Raw genomic sequence first — 20,619 nt, 5'->3', positions numbered from 1 at the left:
GCCGTTGGATACTTTGGCTCCGTGGACAAGAAGAACGCCCTGCGCGCCGGCGCCCTGGTGGCCGGTACGACGCTGATGATGCTGCTCATGTCGTCCCCCGCCTCCGCGCTGGTCCGCGACGACGGTGACGACCCCGGCTCGGGCCTGAGCGTCATCGAGACGCTGGGCCTCTTCGTCGTGGCCCCGCTCGCGCTGTTCGGCGTCATCGCCGGCCTGGTGATGGTCCTGGACAAGTCCAAGGAAGAGCACCGGGTGACCAGCCGCAACATCAAGACCAAGCCGGCCAAGGCCGAGTCGAAGGCCTGACCCGACTTTCCCCGGGGCGCCGACCCCGCCACACGTACGCGCCTCGGCCGTACGTGGGCGAGGCCGGCGCCCTGGCGCGTTCTCAGGGGCTCGGCGCCGTGAGGTATCGCTGCACTGTGGGCGCGAGCCACGCCACGATCTCCTCGCGCGTCAGTGCCACGGTCGGCGGAAACCGCAGGACGTACCGGGTCAGCGCGAGCCCCAGCAACTGCGTGGCGGCCAGTGCGGCCCGCGCGGGAGCCTGTTCCGGGTCCGGGCACACCCGCAGGGCGACCGGCATCACCTGCTCCTGGAAGACGCCCTGCATCCGCTCGGCCCCCGCCTGATTGGTCGCGCCGACCCGCAGCAGCGCGGTGAGCACCTCGTTCTCCTCCCACAGGTCGAGGAAGCGCGTCACGAGTGCGCGGCCGATGTCGTGCCGGGGCAGTGAGCCGGGCTCCGGCAATTCCAGTTCGACGGCCACGGCCGCCGCGAACAGGCCCTCCTTGTTGCCGTAATAGCGCATCACCATGGACGGATCGATGCTCGCGTCCTTGGCGATGGCGCGAATCGTGGCGCGCTCGTATCCGTCGGCGGCGAAACGCTCACGGGCCGCGGCGAGGATCGCGGTGCGGGTGGCGTCGGAGCGGCGACGCACGCCTGTGGAGCCGGAGTCTGCGGTGTTGCTGCCGTTCATGCCGGTGAGCCTATGCCAACATCTGTGGGCCAACAAGTGTTGACCCTCCTCGCCCGCCGCGCTACCTTCGTCAACAAGTGTTGGCAAACAAACGTTGGCAATCACCAGGAGGTCGGAATGAACAGCACCGTGATCGTCGTCGGCTCCGGTCCCACCGGCCTCCTCCTGGCCGGTGACCTCGCCACCGCCGGCGTCCCCGTCACCCTCGTCGAGAAGCGTCCGCACGAGATCAGCAACCTCTCCCGCGCCTTCGTCCTGCACGCCCGCACCCTCGAGCAGCTGGACGCCCGGGCCCTGGCCGACGGCCTGGAGGCGCTCGGACAGCGCCTGGACAAACTGCGCCTGTTCGGCCACCTGACCATCGACCTCGACGACCTCCCCTCCCGTTTCAACCACCTCCTGGTCCTCCCGCAGTACGAGGTCGAGAAGGCCCTGGAGCGGCGGGCGGTGGAGGCGGGCGTCGACTTCCGGTACGAGACCGAGGTGACGGGCCTGTCCCAGGACGGGAACGGCGTGACGGTGGAGGTCAGGGGCGCGGACGGGTCCGCGGAGTCCCTCCGCGCCGAATACGTCGTGGGTGCCGACGGCATGCGCAGCGCCGTACGGGACGCGATCGGGCTGCCCTTCCCCGGCCACTCGGTGATCCGCTCGGTGGTCCTCGCGGACGTGCGTCTCGCCGAGCAGCCCGAAACCCTGCTCACCGTCAACGCCGTGGGTGACGCCTTCGCTTTCATCGCCCCCTTCGGCGACGGCTACCACCGGGTCATCGCCTGGAACCGCGCCCGCGACGTCCCCGACAGCGAGCCTCTCGACCTCGACGAGATCAAGGAGGTCACCCGGCTCGCCCTGGGCCGCGACTTCGGGATGCACGACGCCCGCTGGATGTCCCGCTTCCACAGCGACGAACGCCAGGCCCCCGCGTACCGGGTGGGCCGGGTCTTCCTGGCCGGCGACGCCGCCCACGTCCACACCCCGGCGGGCGGCCAGGGCATGAACACCGGCCTCCAGGACGCGGCGAACCTGAGTTGGAAGCTGGCCCAGGTGACGGGCGGCCACGCGGGCCCCGAACTGCTGGACACCTACCAGGTGGAACGCCACCCCATCGGCAGGTCGGTCCTGCGCAGCAGCGGCGGCATCGTCCGCCTCGCGATGGCCAAGCGCCCCTGGGAACTGGCCCTGCGCGCCACCGTCACCACCGTCCTCGACCACGTCACCCCGGCCCGCCGCCGCATGCTCGGCCGGCTCACCGGCATCGGCTACACGTACGCGGCCCCCCGCGGCTCCCACCCGCTGACCGGCACCCGCGTCCCCGACGTGGCCCTCGCGGACGGCGGCCGCCTCTACGAGGCCCTGCGCGGCGGCCGTTTCGTCCTGATCACCCCTGAGGGCTACGACGACAGGGGAGCCCACAAGGGCCGCCTCACGGTGGAGCGCTGGGCGAGCGGACGGCGCACGACTGTGTTGGTGCGGCCCGACGGGTATGTGGGGTGGGCGGCGGAGGGGGCGACGCCGCGGCAGATCGAGGCGGCCCTCACGGCGCACGTCGGCTGACGCGCACGCCGGTGCACGCGGAGCGTGTGACCTTTTCGGCACTGGGGCAGTCTTCTCAGGGGAGCGGTTCAGCCCGTCGCCGCTGCCTAATGGTCACCACTTGGGTGACACTTTGAGCGTCTGTCGGCGGGCTGCTTGGGCGCGCTGTTAGATTCGCCCGGTGCTCCCCCCGTACGTGGATCTTCGTCCGATCGGCAGATGCAATCTGAGCTGCCCTTTTTGTTTCGGACCTCGCCACGAAATGCCCACCATGCGTCGTGCGGAGGCATTCCGGATCGCCGCGACGCTGCGGCAGGAAGGGGTGCAGGGAGTGGTGATCTCGGGAGGCGAGCCCACACTCCTGCCGTATCTCGGGGACCTCGTCCAGGAGTTGAGCAGTCCGCTGCCGGACGGCGGAGCACCTCCCAGGGTGGTGCTCAGCACCAACGGGCTCGCACCGCTCAAGGTCATGCAGCGCGTACTGCCGGGGTTGTGGTCGATCGCCCTGCCGCTGGAATCGGCGGACGAGAAGGAGCACCGGGAACTGCGGAAAGGTGTCGCGCCGCACCGGGAAAAGGTTCTCGATCTGCTGCAGGAAGTGCGGAAGAACCACGAACGGGTCGGGGTGAAGCTGGGGACCGTCGTCACCCGGCGCAATGTCGCAGGAGCTCCGCGCGTTCTCGATCTCATCGAGGACTCCTGTCTTCCCGACGTGTGGAAGGTCTACCAGATGTCGGAGACCAACTACGGTGCCGACAACGCCGGTTGGCTCTCCGTCGGCGACGCGGAGTTCGAAGAGGTGGTGGCCCGCTGCCAGGAGGCCGCCGACGAACGCGACGTTCCCCTTCGGGTCTACCGGAACGCCGACCGGGCTGGTACTTACTTCTTCATCGACCCCGACTGCGAGGTCGTCGTCGTCGACGCGGGCGAGGAACGGCGGCTCGGCAACTTCTTCGACCTCGGGCGGGACGACGGCGTGCCCCATGCCGGTCTGGTACAGCCGTTCAGCAACGCCGCGAATTTCGTCGGAACATACCCGGAAGCACGGAGAGGGCAGCGATGACGACGGCACACGTGCGCGTGGGAGTGCAGGCCATCGTCCGCTCCGGCGGGCGCGTCCTGTTGGGGCTGCGGGTCAACACCTTCGGCGCCGGCAGCTGGGGGTTGCCCGGCGGGCATCTGGAGATCGGCGAGACGCTGACCGGTGCCGCGTGCAGGGAACTCGAGGAGGAGACCGGCGTCCGTGCCCGCGGCGCGCGCGTCGTCTGTGTGACCGACCCGGACCCGGCGGCCAACCATCACATGCAGGTCGGTGTGGAGATCCCCGACTACACGGGCGAGATCGGGGTGCGCGAGCCGGACCGGTGCGAACGCTGGGAGTTCTGGCCGCTGGACGCGCTGCCGACGCCGTTGTTCGTGGGCTCGGTGGAAGTGCTGCACAAGGTCAGGGAAGGGGCACTTCTCCCCTCCTGACGCTCGCCCTCATGCGTACGGAGGCCAGCGCCCCCATCTCCGACCGCAGCGCCGCCTTGTGCTGTTCCTGGTTGGTCTCGAACTCCTTCCAGGTGCTGGAGAGTTCCCACTGCGCCCGGAACTCCTCCAGGCTGTCCGCGTAGTACCGGCTGTCCTTGCGGAACTCGACTTCGAAGACGCTCATGCCCCGTCGGGTCCGGCGCTGCGGATTCGACGTGATGTACGGCTCGAAGAACCCGACGTTCGAGGTGAGCAGGGTCGAGCCGCTGACGTCCAGGGAGGTGATCCGCAGCTCGATGAGGTCCGGATACATCGACTTGAGCAGCTGGTACGACTCGATCACGGGCAGGAAGGTGTTGTTGTACGACGGGCTGCTCTCCACCAGCTCCACGATGTTCTGGTAGTTGCCCGGTTCGGCGGCGGAGTCGTGCGGCATGAAGGCGGCGAGACTGTTCCACGGACTGCTGATGACCACGTTGAAACGGACCCCGCGCTCCAGCGCGTCCTTGACCCGGCCGTAGAAGAGCCGTGTCTCCTTCAGGAAGTAGGAGGCGCCGGCGTGGGCGATGAGCCGGATGATGCCGGTCTCCTCCTCCAGAGCCTTGCGTTTCGCGTCATTGCGTTCGGTGTTCTGGTGGGGCTTGTACACCCTCTCGATGTGGTACGGAAGCTCGTCGTCCGGAGTGATGGCCGCCCGCATGTCCGCGAGTTCGTCCTGCAGGATGTGCGTCTGGGGATGTTCCTGGCCGAGGTCGGCAGAGGCGACGGCACGGGTGGCGGCGGTGACGAAGGCCTGCACGGCGGCCTCCGTGCGTTCGTTGGCCTGTCCCTCCCAGCCGCCCGCCGCCGCGAACTCCGTGGCGGCGAGGGTGGCCTGGGCGATGATCGTCTCGCGGTGTTCCAGGCCGAGGGTCACCTGCGCGGTCACGTACAGGAGTTCCAGGGCGGCCAGGTTCTCGAGGCTCGGGTCCGCGTCGTGGCGTGCCGCGGCCAGTGCGACGCGGGCACCGAGGGCCCGGGCGTGATCGCCGCCCTCGCTCTCGACGAACCGGGTCACCGACTGGTCGAAACTGTCGACCGCGTTGTGCAGTTCCTGTTCGTCACCGGACGCCCTGGCGAGGTCGAGGCGGACCCGGTCGGCGGTCAGCCGGGTCTCCAGATCCTTGTCCTGTTCGTACTTGAGCGAGTCGAGCGCCTTGTTGGCCCAGATCGCGGCCGCGTCCGGATCGCCCAGCTGAAGGCTCACGACGCTCAGGTTGGCCAGGATGGCCGGGACTTCGTAGGTCTCGTACTCGTGGGCGCGGGTGAGCGCGCAGTCCAGTACGGCCATGGCCCGCACCAGGTCACCCTGTTCGGCGAGCAGGGAGCCGAGGTGGTTCCAGAGTTCGGGCTCCCGGTAGACGACCTGGTCGATCTCGGAGAGCCGCATGGCCCGCAGTGTCGTGTCGGTCAGGTCCATCGCGGCCTTGTCGAGGCCGAGCGCCAGCAGCAGTTCGACCAGGTGGGCGTAGCGGGCGATCCGCTCCGGTTCGTCCTCCCACACGGCCTGTCCGCTGCGCAGCCGGTCCACGTAGCTGATGAGCGCCGCTTCGGATTCCCGCGCGGCGGACTGCGATTCCGTGCCGTCGTCCTCGTGTTCCGCCTTTTCCTCGGCGATCGATATCGCTTCGTCGAGGTCACCGATTTCGCTCATCGATCAGTTTCCTTCTGACGGACGCCGTGCGCGCCTGTTCGGCTCGGTCCTCGTCCAGCGCGGGCGCACACTTCCATATCCCCTGTCGTGCAGAACCTGATTGGCCCGGGTGCGCTTTTCCGCCTTCTTGCCACCGGTGACGTCGTTGAACAGCCTGAGCGCCTCCGTCACGGAAATGGCGAACGCCTCGTCGCTCTCGCGGGGAGAGGCGTCCCGGGGTTTCACCAGCAGACCGAGGACGACGGGCGGGTCCTGGCGGGTCTCCTCGATCGGGCTGCCGGCGTAGGCCGCCGGGTCGCGCAGGACGCGCTCGCAGCGCAGCCGCAGGGCCGTCACCGTGAGGTGGGGACTGTCGTGGTAGACGGCCTCCGGTTCGACGACGCTGCCCGTCAGGGGCTTGGGGTCGACGGAGACGGTCGCCCGCCAGGACTGCCCCTCGTGCGCCTCGCCGAAGGCGGTCGTCGCCAACGGGCCCGTGGTGCCGTTCAGTTCGAGTCTGAGCAGGGCGAGGTCCGACGGTGTGTTGCCCCAGAGGATGTGCGCGGGTGTTCCGTCCCGCAGATGCAGGAGCGGCTTCGTCGTGAGGACGTCCGGCCCGAGCGCGTGGGCGGTCGTCAGCGCGAAGGGCCGTGCGATACGCAGGCCGGACGCGATGCGCCTGCCCGCGAGATATAACTCGATCAAATGCTCGTCCCGCGCCATGTCCGGCCCCCCGTCTGTTCCGCCGCGCGTTCCAGAAGTCTGACCCGGAACGAAGAACGTTAACCGCGATCAGGTTTCCGCGACGCCTTCTTCCCGATGACTGTTTCCCCTGAGGCGGAGGAGCCGGATGTGGTCACACTCAGTTTGATTCCGAGGAATCGGCCGGCTGGTAACCGTCTGGATCTCCGTCGTTCGCCGTGGATGTCGGCCAGCAGCAGTGCGAGGAGTTCGCTGTCGGCCTCCTCCGCCTCCTCGACGCGTTTGGTGAACTTCTTCCACAGGCCGTCGGCCTGGCTGGGGAGACGGACGGCGGCGCCCTGCTCATGCCACTCCTCCCAGGCCTCCAGCCACCGCTGCATTCCGTCGAACGACGTCTCGCAGGCCTCGCGGAGCCGCTCGGAACTGTAGAGCTCGATGCGTGCCGCCAACGCGGCCGCGGAGTGCAGGGCCTCGCTGCGCACGCCTTCCAGTTCCGGGAGGTCGAAGCTGCGCCGGGTGTGGGCGCGGAGCTGGGCGTAGGTGTGGACGGTGCTCATGAGGTCGTCGTACGTGGCCACCCGGCGGTCCCAGAGCCGCCGTTCCCGCTCGCGTCTGGACGTCGCCCGCTGGGTGATCCAGGCCGCGCTGAGGGTGGCCGTCGCGCCCAGTGACGTACCGATGATCGCGGCCTCTGCCGGTGTGATGCGCACGCCGTCATGATGAGGTGGGGGCGGGGCGGACGGAACTGCTACGGCGTCGTGCGTCTCCGGGAGGGCCGGTCACTCCGGTGAGTTCTGGGTTCCTTCCAGCAACTTCCGCAACAGGTCGGCCAGTTGGTCGGCCTGTTCGTCGTCGAGGGTGGACAGGGCCGCCGTCTGGACGTTCGGCCCCGCTGTGGGCAACCGCCGAGAGGCTTCGGCTGACGTGGCGGGTCCGGCGTTGCGGCAGGGCTGACGGGGCCGGTGCCGTGAGGGCGCAGGAAGCTGGAAGCGCCGCGGGTCGGGGGTGCGGCCCCGCTGTGGGCAACCGCCGAGGGGCTTCGGCTGACGTGGCGGGTCCGGCGTTGCGGCAGGGCTGACGGGTCCCGTGGCGTGACCTAGGGGTGCTGGAAGCGCCGCCGGTTGGGGACGCGACCCGCTGCCCGCCGGTCGTGGGGGCCCCGCTGAGAGCGTCCGGCGGCCAGGCGCTTCGGCTGACCTGACCGGTCCGGCCGCCATGACCTTGGGGAAGCGCTGCGGGTGGCGCCGGGGGCGTTATAGCGTCACCCCGATCCCGCGTTACGCAACTCCCGGAGGCGCACGTGCCCGAAGACGTCTGTCCGGTGTGCGGGAAGCCGCTCGCAGCTCGGGCCGGACGTACGGGCCGCGGCTCCGTGTACTGCTCCGCCGCCTGTCGGCAGAAGGCATACCGGGAACGGCGGCAGCCAGAAGGCCTCACCGTGCAGGGACTCATCGACGACATCGGGCGGCAGGCCGGACGGCTGGCACCGCAACCCGCCGACACCCTTTACTCGACCGTCGCCGAACTGTCCGCCTCCGTCGCACGGTTGAGGCGCGTGGCCCGTACCGCACGCGACACCAGCCAGGAGTCCGGGAATTCCGTCACACCCGCCGCCGTGACGCAACTCGCCGAAACCGACTTCGCCGCCCTCACCGAGCAGTACCGCCGTGAGATCCAGGTGCACTGCTACCGCATGACGGGGTCGTACGACGAGGCGGAGGACCTCGTGCAGGAGACCTTCCTGCGGGCCTGGCGGGCCCGGGGCGGGTTCCAGGGCCGGGCGAGCGCGCGGACCTGGCTCTACCGGATCGCCACCAACGCCTGCCTGGATCATCTACGGCGGACCGCGCGCCGCCCGCAGCGCTACGAGCCGGTGCCGGGGATGAACCACGGTGGCGGGGAACCGCCCGCCCGCATCACCTGGCTGCAGCCCTATCCCGACGACGAACTGCCGGTCGACGAAGGGGAGTTGCCGGAGAACTCCGCAGTCTCCCGGGAGACCCTGGAACTCGTCCTCCTGGCCGCGATCCAGCATCTGCCCGCCCGGCAGCGGGCCGCCCTCATCCTGCGGGACGCGCTCGGACTGACCGCCGCGGAGACCGCCGAGGCCCTGGAGATGACCGTGGCCTCGGTCAACAGCGCACTTCAGCGGGCCCGGCCGGCCCTGCGCGCGCACCTGCCCCGCGAGCGCGCCGACTGGCGGCCCGCGGCCCCGACCGGAGAGCAACAGGCCGTGCTGGAGCGGTACATGGCCGCCGTCGAGCGTCTCGACCTCGACGCGATGGCCGCGCTGCTCACCGAGGACGTCGTCCTCACCATGCCGCCCAACCCGTTCTGGTTCACCGGCCGGGACGCGCTCGTCGACTTCGTGCGCGTCAGCCTCGACCCCGCCTCACCGGCCTTCCTCGGCCACTGGCGCAGCCTGCCCGCCCGCGCCAACGGACAGCTCGCGGTGGGCAATTACGTCCGCCGACCCGGGACCAGTGTCTACCGCGCCCAGGTCCTGGACGTGCTGCGCTTCGACACGGCAGGACCGGGCGACCGCATCGCGGAGATCACTTCGTTCGAACCGCATCTCTTTCCCGCGTTCGGGCTTCCGCTGCGGCTGTGACCTTCCGGCCGATGAGCATCCGCGGAGTCATACGTCTGCATGAACGTCACGTACGAACCACTTCCGAGGAGCTCATCATGCTGCTGACCGACAAGACCGCGATCGTCTACGGCGCCGGCGGTTCCATCGGCGGGGCCGTCGCCCGTGCCTTCGCCGAGCAGGGCGCGAGGGTCCACCTCGTCGGCCGGACCCGGCGGACCCTGGAGGCCGTGGCCGCCGACATCAAGGACGCCGAGGTCGCCGTCGTGGACGCGCTGGACGAGGCGGCCGTGGAGGCGCACGCCGAGCGGGTCGGGGACATCGACATCTCCATCAACCTCGTCACACGCGGCGATGTGCAGGGCGCGCCGCTGGTCGACATGCCCGCCGAGGACTTCCTGCGACCGGTCACCGACGGTCTGCGCGCCAACTTCCTCACCGCCCGCGCCGCGGGACGCCGGATGGCCGCACGGGGTTCCGGTGTGATCCTCGCCCTCAACAGCGGTTCCGCGCACGGCAGTCCGATGATGGGCGGCACCGGGCCCGCGGACGGGGCGATCGACACGCTCGTGCGCAACCTGGCGATCGAGTTGGGGCCGAGCGGGGTGCGGGCGGTGGGGCTGTGGGTGGCCGGGGTGCCGGAGACGTTCACCGTGGAGAAGCTCGCCGCGGTCAACCCGGCCATCGACGAGAGCGCCGTCCAGGGCATCGTCGAGCATCTCGCCGGGATGCGCCTGACCCGCCGCAACCCCACCCTCGCCGAGGTCGCCGCGACCGCCGTGTTCCTCGCCTCGGACCACGCGGGCGGCATCACCGGCACGTTCGTCAACGCCACCGGCGGGATGGTCAGCGTCTGACGGAGGACAAAGATCGTGATTCGCCCGCTGGACAAGAAAGAGACCACTGGGGACAGTAATTCTCAGGGTGCTTGATCGGACCACCAGCCTTCGGAGGACCGGCGTGCGGACTTCGCTCTATCCGGCAGTCGACGAACTGGAGCGAAGGGCCCGCACGCTGGCCCGTGCCGCCCCCGGCCTGTTGCGGCTCGGCCAGGTCGGGGAGAGCCGGGCGGGGCGCCCGCTGTGGCTGCTGTCCGCCGGACACGGAGACCGCCACATCCTCTCCGTCGCAGGCGCCCACGCCAACGAACCGGTGGGCGGGGCCTCGGCGTTGCGGCTCGCCGCCCTGTTCGCCCGCCGGCCCGGACTGCTCGAACCCCTCGGCTGCACCTGGCACTTCCTGCTCTGCCTCGACCCCGACGGGGCACAGCTCGCGCACGGCTGGCAGCCGGAGGAGCCGGAGCCGTCACTGACGGAGTGTCACCGGTACTTCTACCGGCCCGCGTTCGCCCGCCAGCCGGAGTCCCTGCCCCTGCCGCCCGGCAGACCGCTCCCCGAGTCGGCCGCCCTGGTCCGGCTCCTCGACGAGCTGCGGCCGGTCGCCCAGTTCACCCTGCACGGCATCGAGTTCGGCGGCGCCTTCGTGATGATGACGCGGGAGGTACCGGGGGCCGCGGATGCCTTCCGGGACACGGCGGCGCGGCTGCGTGTCCCCGTCGACCGCCACCCCGTCGACGGCCCCGACTGGCGGCTGGACCCGCCCGGCGTGCTGGTGCTGCCCGACGGCCACGGCGAGGGTGAACGTGACCCGAGCGGGTTCGTCGCCGAGAGCACCTGGCTCCATCCCCGCCGCCACGGCACCCTGACCACCCTGATCGAGTCCCCCGCCTGGGCCGTGCCCTCGGTGAGCGACGCCCGGCCCGTCACCTACCCGGACCGCGAGATCGCCCGGCTGGGCGAGGTGCTGCTGGGCCGGAGCCAGGAGCTCGCGGCCGTGCTCGGGACACGGCTCGACGCGGCCGTACCGGAGGATCTCGCGCCGCTGCGGGACGCCGCGCGTGAACTCCTCGACGTGGCGCCGTCGATCGTGGCGGGCTGGGCCGCGGAGCCGCCCGGGCGTTTCCACGGCTACTTCGCGGCCCGGGGCATCTCGGCCCGCCGTATCCCGCTCAGGGTGGCCGCGATGGCGAGCCGCGCCCTGGCCCGCACCGATCCCCGGGCCGCCGAGATCCTCGACGACCTGGTCCGCGAGTGGAGCCGGGAACTGGAGAAGACGTACGACCTGCGGTGGATACCGGTGGCCGTACAGACCGGCCTGCATGTACGGACGATGCTGCACACGGCCAGGCTGGTGTGCGGGGGAGGCTGAGGACGGCCGGGGTTGCGTATGCGGACGGCGCTGAGGACGGCCGGGGTTGCGTATGCGGATGGTGCTGGGCACGGTCGGGTTGCGTGTGCGGACGGTGCTGGGCACGGTCGGCCTGCACGTGCGGACGATGCTGCACACGGCCCGGCTGCTGTGCGGGGGAGGCTGAGGACGGCCGGGGTTGCGTGTGCGGACGGTGCTGGGCACGGAGGGTTGCCTGTGCGGACGACGCTGAGCACCGCCCGGCTTGCCCGTGCGGACGATGCTCAGCATGGCCCGGCTGATCTGGTGTGCGGGGGAGGCGGATGACCGGGGCCACCCGCCTCCCGCCGTGTCCTACTGTCCGGCCGCCGCGTCCGCGGCCTGGGCCTTCAGTGCCCGCTCCACGCCCGCGCGGGACTCGGAGACGAGCCGCCGCAGGGCCGCGTTGGGCTCGGCCGAGGCCAGCCAGGCGTCCGTCTTGTCCAGGGTCTCCCGGGAGACCTGGAGCGACGGGTAGAGGCCGACCGCGATCTGCTGGGCGATCTCGTGCGAGCGGGACTCCCAGATGTCCTTGACCACCTCGAAGTACTTGTCCATGTACGGCGCGAGCAGCTCACGCTGATCGGTCTGGACGAAGCCTCCGATGACGGCCTCCTGGACGGCGTTGGGCAGCTTGTCGGACTCGACGACCTGTGCCCAGGCCTCCGACTTCGCCTCCTCGGTCGGCCGCGAGGCACGGGCGGTCGCCGCATGGCGCTCGCCCGCCGCCGTCTTGTCCCGCTCGTACTCGCCGGCGATCTCCGACTCGTCGTAGCGGCCCACGGCGGCCAGCCGCTGGACGAACGCCCAGCGCAGCTCGGTGTCGACGGCCAGGCCCTCGACGACCTGCGATCCGCCGAGCAGCCCCTCCAGGAGGTCCAGCTGCTCCGGCGTACGGGCCGTGGCCGCGAACGCCCGCGCCCACGCCAGCTGGTGGTCGCTGCCCGCCGCCGCGGACCGCAGATGGGCCAGCGTGGCGTCGGTCCAGCGGGTCAGCAGGGCCTCACGGGCGGTGGGGGCGGCGTACAGCTCGATCGCCAGCTTCACCTGCCGGTGCAGCGACTGCACGACACCGATGTCGGACTCCTTGCCGATACCGGAGAGGACCAGGGCGAGGTAGTCGCGGGTCGCGAGCTCCGCGTCCCTCGTCATGTCCCACGCCGACGCCCAGCACAGCGCGCGCGGCAGCGAGGACTCGAAGTCGCCGAGGTGCTCGGTCACGAAGGCCAGCGACTGCTCGTCGAGGCGGACCTTGGCGTACGACAGGTCGTCGTCGTTGAGGAGCACGACCGCCGGACGGCGCTTGCCGACCAGCTGCGACACGGCCGTCAGCTCGCCGTCGACGTCCAGTTCGACGCGCTCGTCACGCACCAGCTTGCCGCTGTCGCCGTCGAGCTCGTACAGACCGACTGCGATCCGGTGCGGACGGAGCGTCGGCTCGCCCTTGGCGCCGGCGGGCAGGGCCGGGGCCTCCTGACGGATGGCGAACGAGGTGATGACACCGTCCGCGTCCGTCTCGATCTCCGGGCGCAGGATGTTGATGCCCGCCGTCTGCAGCCACTTCTGCGACCAGTTCCCGAGGTCACGCCCGGAGGTCTCCTCCAGCGCGCCCAGCAGGTCGGACAGGCGGGTGTTGCCGAACGCGTGGCGCTTGAAGTACGCCTGCACTCCGCCGAAGAACTCGTCCTCACCGACGTAGGCGACGAGCTGCTTGAGGACGGACGCCCCCTTCGCGTACGTGATGCCGTCGAAGTTGACCAGCACGTCGTCCAGGTCACGGATCTCGGCCATGATCGGGTGCGTGGACGGCAGCTGGTCCTGGCGGTACGCCCACGTCTTCATGGAGTTGGCGAACGTGGTCCAGGAGTGCGGCCACCGGCTGTCCGGGGCGTACGCCTGGCAGGCGATGGAGGTGTAGGTGGCGAACGACTCGTTCAGCCACAGGTCGTTCCACCACTCCATGGTGACCAGGTCGCCGAACCACATGTGGGCCAGCTCGTGGAGGATGGTCTCGGCGCGCGTCTCGTACGCGGCGTCGGTCACCTTGGACCGGAAGACGTACTGGTCGCGGATGGTCACCGCGCCGGCGTTCTCCATCGCGCCCGCGTTGAACTCCGGCACGAACAGCTGGTCGTACTTCTTGAACGGGTACGCGTAGTCGAACTTCTCCTGGAACCACTCGAAGCCCTGCCGGGTCACCTCGAAGATGGCGTCCGAGTCGAGGTGTTCGGCGAGCGAGGGGCGGCAGTAGATGCCGAGGGGCACGGACTGGCCGTTCTTCTCGTACACGCTGTGCACGGAGTGGTACGGACCCACGATCAGGGCCGTGATGTACGACGAGATCCGCGGGGTCGGCTCGAAGACCCAGACGTCGTCCTTCGGCTCCGGCGTCGGCGAGTTGGAGACGACCGTCCAGCCGGTCGGCGCCTTCACGGTGAACTGGAAGGTGGCCTTCAGGTCCGGCTGCTCGAAGGACGCGAAGACGCGGCGGGCGTCCGGCACCTCGAACTGGGTGTACAGATAGGCCTGCTGGTCGACCGGGTCGACGAAGCGGTGCAGGCCCTCACCGGTGTTGGTGTACGCGGCGTCGGCGACGACCCGCAGGATGTTGCGGCCCTCCAGCAGACCCGGCAGGGCGATACGGGAGTCCGCGAAGACCTCCGCCGGGTCGAGGGCGTCCCCGTTCAGCGTCACCTCGTGGACCGTGGGGGCCACCAGGTCGATGAAGGACTCGGCGCCGTTCTCGGTGACGTCGAAGCGCACCGTCGTCACGGACCGGTAGGTACCGCCCTCCTGCGCGCCGGAGAGGTCGAGATCGATCTCGTAGGACTCGACGCTGAGCAGCGTCGCCCGCTGCCGAGCTTCGTCGCGAGTCAGGTTTGTGCCAGGCACGCGTTCATCTCCTCGTTATGTCTAGGTTCGGCGGTTCGGTCATCCTTCCATGTGACGCGCGTCGCCGGGAGGCGCAGCCCACCCCGAACACCAGGTCCGTATTCCGCCGGTCGTCCGCGCGTGCCCGCGCCAGCCTGGTCCCCATGACGACCTACACCGCACGCCCCGTCGAACCGCGGGTCCTCAAGGAGCTCCGCACCGCCGACGACGCCGGCCGCCCCCCGGCCCCGTTCACCGACGAGGAGGGCGGGGCGCCGCTGCGCTGCTGTCTGCGCCGCAGCGAGCCCGGCGAGCGGATCGCCCTCGTCTCCTACGCCCCCCTGCGCCGCTGGGCGGCCGAGACGGGCGCGCGGCCGGGGGCGTACGACGAGCAGGGCCCCGTCTTCGTCCACGCCGAGGAGTGCGCGGGGCCGACGGCAGGCGACGGCCACCCCTTCGCCGACGCGCACCGGACCGTGCGCCGCTACTCCGCCGACGGGCACATCCTGGGCGGCCGGCTGGTGGAGGCCGTCGGCGACGACGCCTTCCGGAACGCGTTCGACGACCCGTCCGTGGCGCTCGTCCACGTCCGGGCCGTCGAGTACGGCTGTTTCCTCTACGAGGTGCGCAGGCCCTCCGCCTAGCCCTTGAGCTCCGCCGCGACCAGCTCCGCGATCTGGACCGCGTTCAGCGCGGCGCCCTTGCGGAGGTTGTCGTTGGAGATGAAGAGAGCGAGGCCGTGTTCGACCGTCTCGTCGCGGCGGATGCGGCCGACGAAGGAGGCGTCCTGGCCGGCGGCCTGCAGAGGGGTCGGGATGTCCGAGAGGGTCACGCCGGGGGCGCCCGCCAGGATCTCCGTCGCGCGCTCCGGGCTGATGGGGCGGGCGAAGCGGGCGTTGACCTGGAGGGAGTGGCCGGAGAAGACCGGGACGCGCACACAGGTGCCGGAGACCTTCAGCTCGGGGAGCTCCAGGATCTTGCGGGACTCGTTGCGGAGCTTCTGCTCCTCGTCGGTCTCGTTCAGGCCGTCCTCGACGAGGTTGCCCGCGAAGGGCAGGACGTTGAAGGCGATGGGGCGCTTGTAGACCTGCGGCTCGGGGAAGTCGACCGCCCCGCCGTCGTGGGTGAGCTTGTCCGCGTCGGCGGCGACCTTCTGCACCTGGCCGTGCAGCTCCGCCACGCCCGCGAGGCCCGAGCCGGACACCGCCTGATAGGTGGTGGCGATAAGCGTCTGCAGGCCCGCCTCCGTGTCCAGCACCTTCAGGACCGGCATCGCGGCCATGGTGGTGCAGTTCGGGTTGGCGATGATCCCCTTGGGGCGGTCCGTGATCGCGTGCGGGTTCACCTCGGAGACGACCAGCGGGACCTCGGGGTCCTTGCGCCAGGCCGAGGAGTTGTCGATCACCACCGCGCCCTGCGAGGCGACCTTTTCGGCCAGCGCCTTCGAGGTCGCGCCGCCCGCCGAGAACAGCACGATGTCCAGGCCGGAGTAGTCGGCCGTCGACGCGTCCTCCACCGTCACACCGTCCAGGACCGACCCCGCCGAGCGCGCGGAGGCGAACAGGCGCAGCTCCGTGACCGGGAAGGCGCGCTCCTTGAGGATCCTGCGCATGACCGTGCCGACCTGTCCGGTGGCTCCGACGATTCCGACCCTCACGGCGACTCCCTATCTCTTCACACTTGACCGAGGCTTTTCCATCATGCGGCCGACCCGGGTCTCCCTGTCCAATTCTTTGCGCTCCATGCCCGAGGAATGGACTGCCGGCCGGTGTGAGGTACACCTCTCAGTGACTTTCCGCGGGATCGGCCGAACGTTTCCGTGCGCTGCGGCGTCGTAGAGGAAACGCGGTGAGGGGGTGGCTTGTGCTGCGCAGAAGGGCTCGCCGGGTCCAGGAGGAGGACGATCCTCTGGACGCGGCGCAGGAACGCCGGGTGCGGGCCGTGCTCGCCCTGGGCGGGGTGCCGCAGGCGGACCTGCCGGACGGGGTGCAGCAGGTCCGCCTGCGGTTGCTGGAGCGGGCGGCGAAGGGGTTCGAGGCGCCACGGGACGTGTCCGCGTGGGCCGCGGTCGTCGCCTCCAACCTCGCCATGGACTGGCACCGGGCCAAGAAGCGCCAGGAGCGGCTGGGGGAGCGGCTGGCCTCACTGCGCCAGCACGAGCACCCCTCAGGGGAGGACACCAGCGTGCTCTCCCTCGCCGTCGCGCAGGGCCTGGACGAGCTGCCCGACCAGCAGCGCCAGGTCCTCGTGCTGCGGTTCTTCGCCGACCTGCCGGTGCGTTCGATCGCCCAGGAGCTGGGCGTCCCGGAGGGCACCGTCAAGAGCCGCCTGCACACGGCGGTCCGGGCCCTGCGCGCCCGCCTGCACGAGGACGAGGTGGTGTGAGATGACCGCGGAACACGACGGTCCCGACGCCTTGATGGCAGCCATCACCGACGCACCGCTGCCCGAGGGCGCCGCCGCCGACCCGGCCTTCCTCGCCGAGCACCGCTCGGCCCAGGACGATGTCGCCCTTCTGCGCGAGCAGCTGCGGATCATCGGCGAGACCCTGACGGAGCCCGCACCGGCCCCGAAACCCGTTTCCCCACGACCCTCCCGGGCCCGGCATCGCGCCCGCACCTTCGCCTTCGGCACCCTCGCGGTGGCCGCCGTCGCGAGTGCGGTCACCGGCCTCGGCTGGCTCCTCGGTCACGGCGGTGCGGACAGCCTGAGCTCGGCCGACTCGGGGTCCTCCAAGGCAGAGGCCGGCGTCCGCTTCGGCAGCCCGCCCTACCTGGCCTGCGCCACCACGGTCGCCGAGGGCGAGGTCACCGCGGTCAAGGAGCTCCCCGCCACCGGAGAACTGCAGGTCACCGTGCATGTCACCCACTACTACAAGCCGACCCTCGGAGTCGAGGACCTCACCTATGTGATCAGCGAGTACGACCTGCCTGAACCCCTGGCCAAGGGCACCCGTGTCCTGTTCGGCACGCCCCAGGGGTCCCCGACCACCCCCGACCACTGGGCGGTCGGGGAGCAGGAGATCGCCCGAGAGCGGGCGTGGATCACCGCCTCGCTCCCGGCCTCGCGCGGGCTCACCTGCTAGGGCACGAGAAAGGGCGGGCGCCCATCGGACGCCCGCCCCTCGTCGCCGTACGGAGAAGTGTTACGGCGTGACCTTCTCGATCTTCACGTTGCCCACGCCCGCGACCGTGCCGCGCGCGTTGACGAGGCTGACCTGGCCGAAGAACTCACGGCCCTCCGGTGCGGCCGCCAAGGCGGTGATGCTGCCGGAGACGGTCGCCGAGGCGCCGGTGCCGAGCTTGACCGGAGCGTCGGAGACGGTGACGGCGCCCAGGGCGCTGGAGAAGAACACGTCCTGGTAGTCGTACGCCGTGGAGCCGGCCGGGACCGAGTAGCCGGCGACCTCGATGGTGTACGTGCCGGCTGCGGGCGAGGCGACCGAGACGGCCTCCTCCGAGTCGCCGTCGGCGGACTGGCCGACCACGGCGCCCGACGCGTCGTAGACGGTCAGGTCCAGGTCGGCGGAGACGTCGGAGACGTTGCCGATGGCGACGTCGAGCGACTTCGCGCCCGCGGGCACCTCGACCGTGGTGGTCTGGGTGGCGCCCTCGGCGATGGTCGGACGGGCCGTCTTGGACGAGCCGAGCGGACCGCCGGCCAGCTTGCCGTCGACCGCGGCGAGCGTGTTGGTCACCTTCCAGGAGGCGGTGGCCGGGGTGCCGACCTTGGCCTCGGGGACGGTCACGGTCTCCGGGTCGAAGACCGCGCCGTAGACGGCGACGTCCAGCTTGTACGGGTTGTCGAGCAGCGGCGAGGTACGGCGCGACTCGACCTCGATCTCCCAGACACCGGCCTGCGGGTCGGCGTAGGAACGGGCGTCGGGCTTGCAGCCGTTGCCGTCGAGGTAGTTGTTGTAGCAGTACGGGGTGCCCGTGTTGTCGACCGGGACGCCGTAGGGGTGGATGGCGATGAACCGGGTCTGGCTCTTGTCCTTCAGCCCGCCGATCGCGACCTCCAGCGACTTGGCGCCCGCGGGGACGGTCACGAAGTACGACTGGGTGCTGTTGCGCTGCACGGTGTTCGACGCGGTGTAGGTGTACTTCACCGGCGCCGAGACGACGACCGTGGTGAGGATCTGCTGGTCGACACCCTCGGTCCTCGGGTCGTCGACCTCCAGGATCGCGCTCTTGAGGCCCGCGGACCTCGGCTGGGCCTGGACCTTGACCGTCACCGGCTGGTTCAGCGGGAGCCTGACGTCGTCCTTGCCGAGGACCCGGAAGGTGTCACCGGCGTTGTTCGCGAAGTGCAGCTCGTGCGGGATCGCCTTGTCCGCGCCGGACGTACGGGTGATGGTGACGTCGTACGTCTTCTTCTGGCCGGCCTTCAGACCGCCCTCGCGGTCGTAGAGCCCGGTGCCGTAGCCCGGGGTCTTCAGGAGCTGGTCGATCGCGGTGTCGACCGGGGCCTTCACGGTGTAGTCGTGGGCGGTGGCGCCGTCCTTGATGGCGTCCCAGGCGTCCACGATGTCGATGAGGCCCGCGCCCTCCTCGTACGCCTGCACACCCTTGATGTGGTCGGCGGTCGAGGTCAGGGCGGTGCGCAGGGTGGCGGGCGTCAGCGCGAGGTGCTTCTGCTTGGCGGCAGAGATCAGCAGCGCGGACGCGCCCGTGGCCTGCGGGGAGGCCATCGAGGTGCCCTGGAGCATCGAGTAGCCGGCCGGCAGCGTGTAGCCCGACTCGGCGACCGGGGAGCCCGGCAGCCAGGTCTGCGTGCTGTTGATGGCGGCGCCCGGGGCGGACAGGGTCGGCGTGAAGCCGCCGTCCTCACGCGGACCGCGCGAGGAGAACGGCATCATCGCGTACTTCTTCTCCACGGCCGAGCCGTAGTTGGCGGCCCAGGTCTCCTTGGAGATGGTCGCGCCGACCGAGATGACCTTGTCGGCCAGGCCCGGGTCGCCGATGGTGTTCGCGCCGGGGCCGGAGTTGCCCGCGGAGATCACCAGCTGGACGCCGTAGGTGTCGATGAGGCGCGTGTAGAGCTCGGCGCGCGCGTTGTTGCCGTCGTTGAGCGCCGGCAGGCCGCCGATCGACATGTTGACGATGTCGACGCCGCGGTTGACGACGAGGTCGATCATGCCCTCGGTCAGCGCCACGTTGGTGCAGCCGCCGGTCCAGGTGCAGGCACGGGAGGAGACGAGCTTCGCGCCCGGGGCCGCGCCGTTCATCCTGCCGCCGAACAGGCCGTTGGCGGCGGTGATGCCGGCGACGTGGGTGCCGTGCTCGGACTCGATGACGCCGATGTTGACGTAGTCGGCCTTGTCGCCGGCGGCGTCGAAGACGACGTCCTTGCGGATCTCGACGACGAACGGCTGGCGCTCGGCCACGTCGGTCGACGGGTCGTCGGTGCCGAAGTACCCGACCTGGTAGCCGTCCTTGTACGGCTTCATCGGAGTGTCGTCGGCGAAGTTCTGGTTGTTGTTCAGGTCGACCCGGACGGTCCCGGCGGCCTTGTCGTACAGCACGCCCCAGGTGTCGGTGGTGTCGCCGTCCCGGTTCGCGTCGCCCTTGGCGTCGCCGCCCGCGGTCGCGGCCTCACGGAACAGGTTGACCTGGTACGACCCGGCGGGCGCCGTCCAGGTGCGGCCGTCGAAGGTGAAGCTCGGGCCGGAGACCGCGGTGGTCATGCGCCGCCAGGTGGCGTCACCGTCGGAGACCGGGTCGGTCGACGTCACCCAGTCGACGATCTTCCGCTCACCGGTGGTGGTCTTCTGCAGGGCCGGGTGGCCGAGGTCCACACCCGAGTCCAGGATGCCGATGGTGACCCCGCGGCCGTCCGCCTTCGGGTGGTCCTTCACGAAGTCGACGGCGCCCGTCTCGAAGGACGGGTTGTACGGGTTCTCGGCGGGCGTCTTCGCGCTCGGCGCCGGGTAGGTCTTCGCGGCCTTGTGCGCGGCGCCCTTGGCGGTGTCGGCGCTCGGCGTCGGGTCGTCCAGCGGAATGTCCTGCTTGACGTCGATGCCGTGCACGGAGGAGAGCTTCGCGGCGGCGGCGATGGCCGAGTCCGCCTTCGCGGTGGGGACGGTCGCCCGGACGTAACCGAGCTTGTCGTACGTGAGGCCCACCAGGCCGCCCTTGACCGCGTCCAGCTCCGCGGCGACCTGCTCGGTCTTCCCGGGGGCGGTGGCGACCATCAGCGTGATGTTCTTGACGCCGTCGGCCTTGGCCTCGGCGAGTGCGTCCGCGTCGTCCGAACCGAGCTTCTCGTCGGCGGACTTCAGGCCCGGGTCGGAGGCGGCGGGGGCGTCGTCCGCGGCGGCGGAGAAGGCCATGGGTATCGGCCCCGCCGCGGAGAGCGCGGCCACCAGACCGGCGGCCACCGCTATGCGCGCCACACGTCTCGCGCCCGATATCGGAACGTGCTGGGGGGTGAGGGTCATCGGCATCCCTTGTAGGTAAAGGAACGAGCGGGTGTGTGACCGGAACCGATCGGTCCTGGCCACGGCGATCCGGAAGAAGACCCCGGATGACCGCACAGCTTTACGCATGGGAGGGATGTTTAGGGAGAGTTGAC

18 protein-coding genes are annotated in these 20,619 nt (G+C 70.4%); 10 read left to right on the top strand and 8 right to left on the bottom strand.

Annotation, left to right across the window (positions count from 1 at the left end):
- Positions 1–21 precede the first annotated feature (21 nt).
- Positions 22–306 (top strand): hypothetical protein, encoded by a 285-nt coding sequence (locus tag BFN33_RS43400; RefSeq protein WP_069765733.1) that lies wholly within the window; start codon positions 22–24, stop codon positions 304–306.
- Positions 307–388: 82 nt separating this feature from the next.
- Here BFN33_RS43400 and BFN33_RS43395 read toward each other — a convergent pair whose 3' ends face one another.
- Positions 389–982, bottom strand: a complete 594-nt coding sequence (locus BFN33_RS43395; protein WP_069765732.1) for a TetR family transcriptional regulator — start codon at positions 980–982, stop codon at positions 389–391.
- A 117-nt stretch (positions 983–1,099) separates the two neighbouring features.
- Here BFN33_RS43395 and BFN33_RS43390 point away from each other — a divergent pair, with 117 nt between their 5' ends.
- The 3 genes from BFN33_RS43390 (at position 1,100) to BFN33_RS43380 (ending at position 3,985) form a co-directional block, all read left to right on the top strand.
- Positions 1,100–2,533, top strand: coding sequence for an FAD-dependent monooxygenase (locus BFN33_RS43390; RefSeq protein WP_069765731.1), 1,434 nt, complete (start codon positions 1,100–1,102; stop codon positions 2,531–2,533).
- 160 nt (positions 2,534–2,693) lie between these two features.
- Complete coding sequence (locus BFN33_RS43385) at positions 2,694–3,575, top strand: radical SAM protein (protein WP_176742617.1); 882 nt, start codon at positions 2,694–2,696, stop codon at positions 3,573–3,575.
- Positions 3,572–3,985 (top strand): NUDIX hydrolase, encoded by a 414-nt coding sequence (locus BFN33_RS43380; protein ID WP_069765729.1) that lies wholly within the window; start codon positions 3,572–3,574, stop codon positions 3,983–3,985. Before BFN33_RS43385 ends, BFN33_RS43380 begins: the two co-directional genes overlap by 4 nt.
- On the opposite strand, the gene BFN33_RS43375 is transcribed toward BFN33_RS43380, so the two are convergent.
- The 4 genes from BFN33_RS43375 to BFN33_RS50825 all read right to left on the bottom strand — a co-directional run bounded on the left by BFN33_RS43375 (position 3,957) and on the right by BFN33_RS50825 (position 7,261).
- A complete protein-coding gene (locus BFN33_RS43375) occupies positions 3,957–5,678 on the bottom strand; it encodes a hypothetical protein (RefSeq protein WP_069765728.1) in 1,722 nt (573 codons plus the stop codon). The two genes, BFN33_RS43380 and BFN33_RS43375, sit on opposite strands and share 29 nt — an antisense overlap.
- Before the next feature lie 3 nt (positions 5,679–5,681).
- Positions 5,682–6,380 (bottom strand): hypothetical protein, encoded by a 699-nt coding sequence (locus BFN33_RS43370; protein ID WP_069765727.1) that lies wholly within the window; start codon positions 6,378–6,380, stop codon positions 5,682–5,684.
- 59 nt (positions 6,381–6,439) lie between these two features.
- A complete protein-coding gene (locus tag BFN33_RS43365; RefSeq protein ID WP_069765726.1) occupies positions 6,440–7,069 on the bottom strand; it encodes a hypothetical protein in 630 nt (209 codons plus the stop codon).
- Positions 7,070–7,138: 69 nt separating this feature from the next.
- On the bottom strand, positions 7,139–7,261 hold the full coding sequence (locus tag BFN33_RS50825) for a hypothetical protein (RefSeq protein WP_256123028.1): 123 nt from the start codon (positions 7,259–7,261) through the stop codon (positions 7,139–7,141).
- 398 nt (positions 7,262–7,659) lie between these two features.
- Between BFN33_RS50825 and BFN33_RS43360 the strand changes: the two genes are divergently transcribed.
- The 3 genes from BFN33_RS43360 to BFN33_RS43350 all read left to right on the top strand — a co-directional run bounded on the left by BFN33_RS43360 (position 7,660) and on the right by BFN33_RS43350 (position 11,157).
- Positions 7,660–8,970 carry a sigma-70 family RNA polymerase sigma factor gene (locus BFN33_RS43360; RefSeq protein ID WP_069765725.1) on the top strand — a complete coding sequence of 437 codons (1,311 nt, stop codon included), beginning with the start codon at positions 7,660–7,662 and terminating at the stop codon, positions 8,968–8,970.
- A 77-nt stretch (positions 8,971–9,047) separates the two neighbouring features.
- Positions 9,048–9,806 (top strand): SDR family NAD(P)-dependent oxidoreductase, encoded by a 759-nt coding sequence (locus BFN33_RS43355; RefSeq protein WP_069765724.1) that lies wholly within the window; start codon positions 9,048–9,050, stop codon positions 9,804–9,806.
- A gap of 103 nt (positions 9,807–9,909) precedes the next feature.
- Positions 9,910–11,157, top strand: a complete 1,248-nt coding sequence (locus BFN33_RS43350) for a M14 family zinc carboxypeptidase (protein WP_069765723.1) — start codon at positions 9,910–9,912, stop codon at positions 11,155–11,157.
- A 333-nt stretch (positions 11,158–11,490) separates the two neighbouring features.
- Here the strand turns inward: BFN33_RS43350 and pepN are convergent, their stop codons facing one another.
- Entirely contained in the window at positions 11,491–14,067 is a 2,577-nt protein-coding gene (gene pepN, locus BFN33_RS43345; protein WP_069765722.1) for an aminopeptidase N, read from the bottom strand.
- A gap of 143 nt (positions 14,068–14,210) precedes the next feature.
- On the opposite strand from pepN, the gene BFN33_RS43340 reads away from it, so the two are divergent.
- Complete coding sequence (locus BFN33_RS43340; protein WP_069765721.1) at positions 14,211–14,690, top strand: DUF1203 domain-containing protein; 480 nt, start codon at positions 14,211–14,213, stop codon at positions 14,688–14,690.
- On the opposite strand, the gene BFN33_RS43335 is transcribed toward BFN33_RS43340, so the two are convergent.
- Complete coding sequence (locus tag BFN33_RS43335) at positions 14,687–15,703, bottom strand: aspartate-semialdehyde dehydrogenase (RefSeq protein ID WP_069765720.1); 1,017 nt, start codon at positions 15,701–15,703, stop codon at positions 14,687–14,689. The genes BFN33_RS43340 and BFN33_RS43335 overlap by 4 nt on opposite strands.
- Before the next feature lie 206 nt (positions 15,704–15,909).
- Here BFN33_RS43335 and BFN33_RS43330 point away from each other — a divergent pair, with 206 nt between their 5' ends.
- Complete coding sequence (locus BFN33_RS43330; protein ID WP_069765719.1) at positions 15,910–16,431, top strand: sigma-70 family RNA polymerase sigma factor; 522 nt, start codon at positions 15,910–15,912, stop codon at positions 16,429–16,431.
- Between the two features lies 1 nt (position 16,432).
- Positions 16,433–17,131 (top strand): hypothetical protein, encoded by a 699-nt coding sequence (locus BFN33_RS43325; RefSeq protein ID WP_069765718.1) that lies wholly within the window; start codon positions 16,433–16,435, stop codon positions 17,129–17,131.
- Positions 17,132–17,191: 60 nt separating this feature from the next.
- On the opposite strand, the gene BFN33_RS43320 is transcribed toward BFN33_RS43325, so the two are convergent.
- Positions 17,192–20,485 (bottom strand): S8 family serine peptidase, encoded by a 3,294-nt coding sequence (locus BFN33_RS43320; RefSeq protein ID WP_069765717.1) that lies wholly within the window; start codon positions 20,483–20,485, stop codon positions 17,192–17,194.
- Positions 20,486–20,619: the final 134 nt, after the last annotated feature.

This window comes from Streptomyces sp. LUP47B, assembly GCF_001746295.1.
In the GTDB taxonomy this organism is placed as follows: domain Bacteria; phylum Actinomycetota; class Actinomycetes; order Streptomycetales; family Streptomycetaceae; genus Streptomyces.
This window is presented reverse-complemented; position numbering and strand designations above follow the sequence as displayed.

What these genes read in the sequence shown, in the direction of transcription:
- BFN33_RS43380 (WP_069765729.1), top strand. Translation starts at nt 3,572, where the DNA reads ATGACGACGGCACACGTGCGCGTGGGAGTGCAGGCCATCGTCCGCTCC.
- BFN33_RS43320 (WP_069765717.1), bottom strand. Translation starts at nt 20,485, where the DNA reads ATGACCCTCACCCCCCAGCACGTTCCGATATCGGGCGCGAGACGTGTG.
- BFN33_RS43325 (WP_069765718.1), top strand. Translation starts at nt 16,433, where the DNA reads ATGACCGCGGAACACGACGGTCCCGACGCCTTGATGGCAGCCATCACC.
- BFN33_RS43375 (WP_069765728.1), bottom strand. Translation starts at nt 5,678, where the DNA reads ATGAGCGAAATCGGTGACCTCGACGAAGCGATATCGATCGCCGAGGAA.
- BFN33_RS43340 (WP_069765721.1), top strand. Translation starts at nt 14,211, where the DNA reads ATGACGACCTACACCGCACGCCCCGTCGAACCGCGGGTCCTCAAGGAG.
- BFN33_RS43355 (WP_069765724.1), top strand. Translation starts at nt 9,048, where the DNA reads ATGCTGCTGACCGACAAGACCGCGATCGTCTACGGCGCCGGCGGTTCC.
- BFN33_RS43370 (WP_069765727.1), bottom strand. Translation starts at nt 6,380, where the DNA reads ATGGCGCGGGACGAGCATTTGATCGAGTTATATCTCGCGGGCAGGCGC.
- BFN33_RS43390 (WP_069765731.1), top strand. Translation starts at nt 1,100, where the DNA reads ATGAACAGCACCGTGATCGTCGTCGGCTCCGGTCCCACCGGCCTCCTC.
- BFN33_RS43395 (WP_069765732.1), bottom strand. Translation starts at nt 982, where the DNA reads ATGAACGGCAGCAACACCGCAGACTCCGGCTCCACAGGCGTGCGTCGC.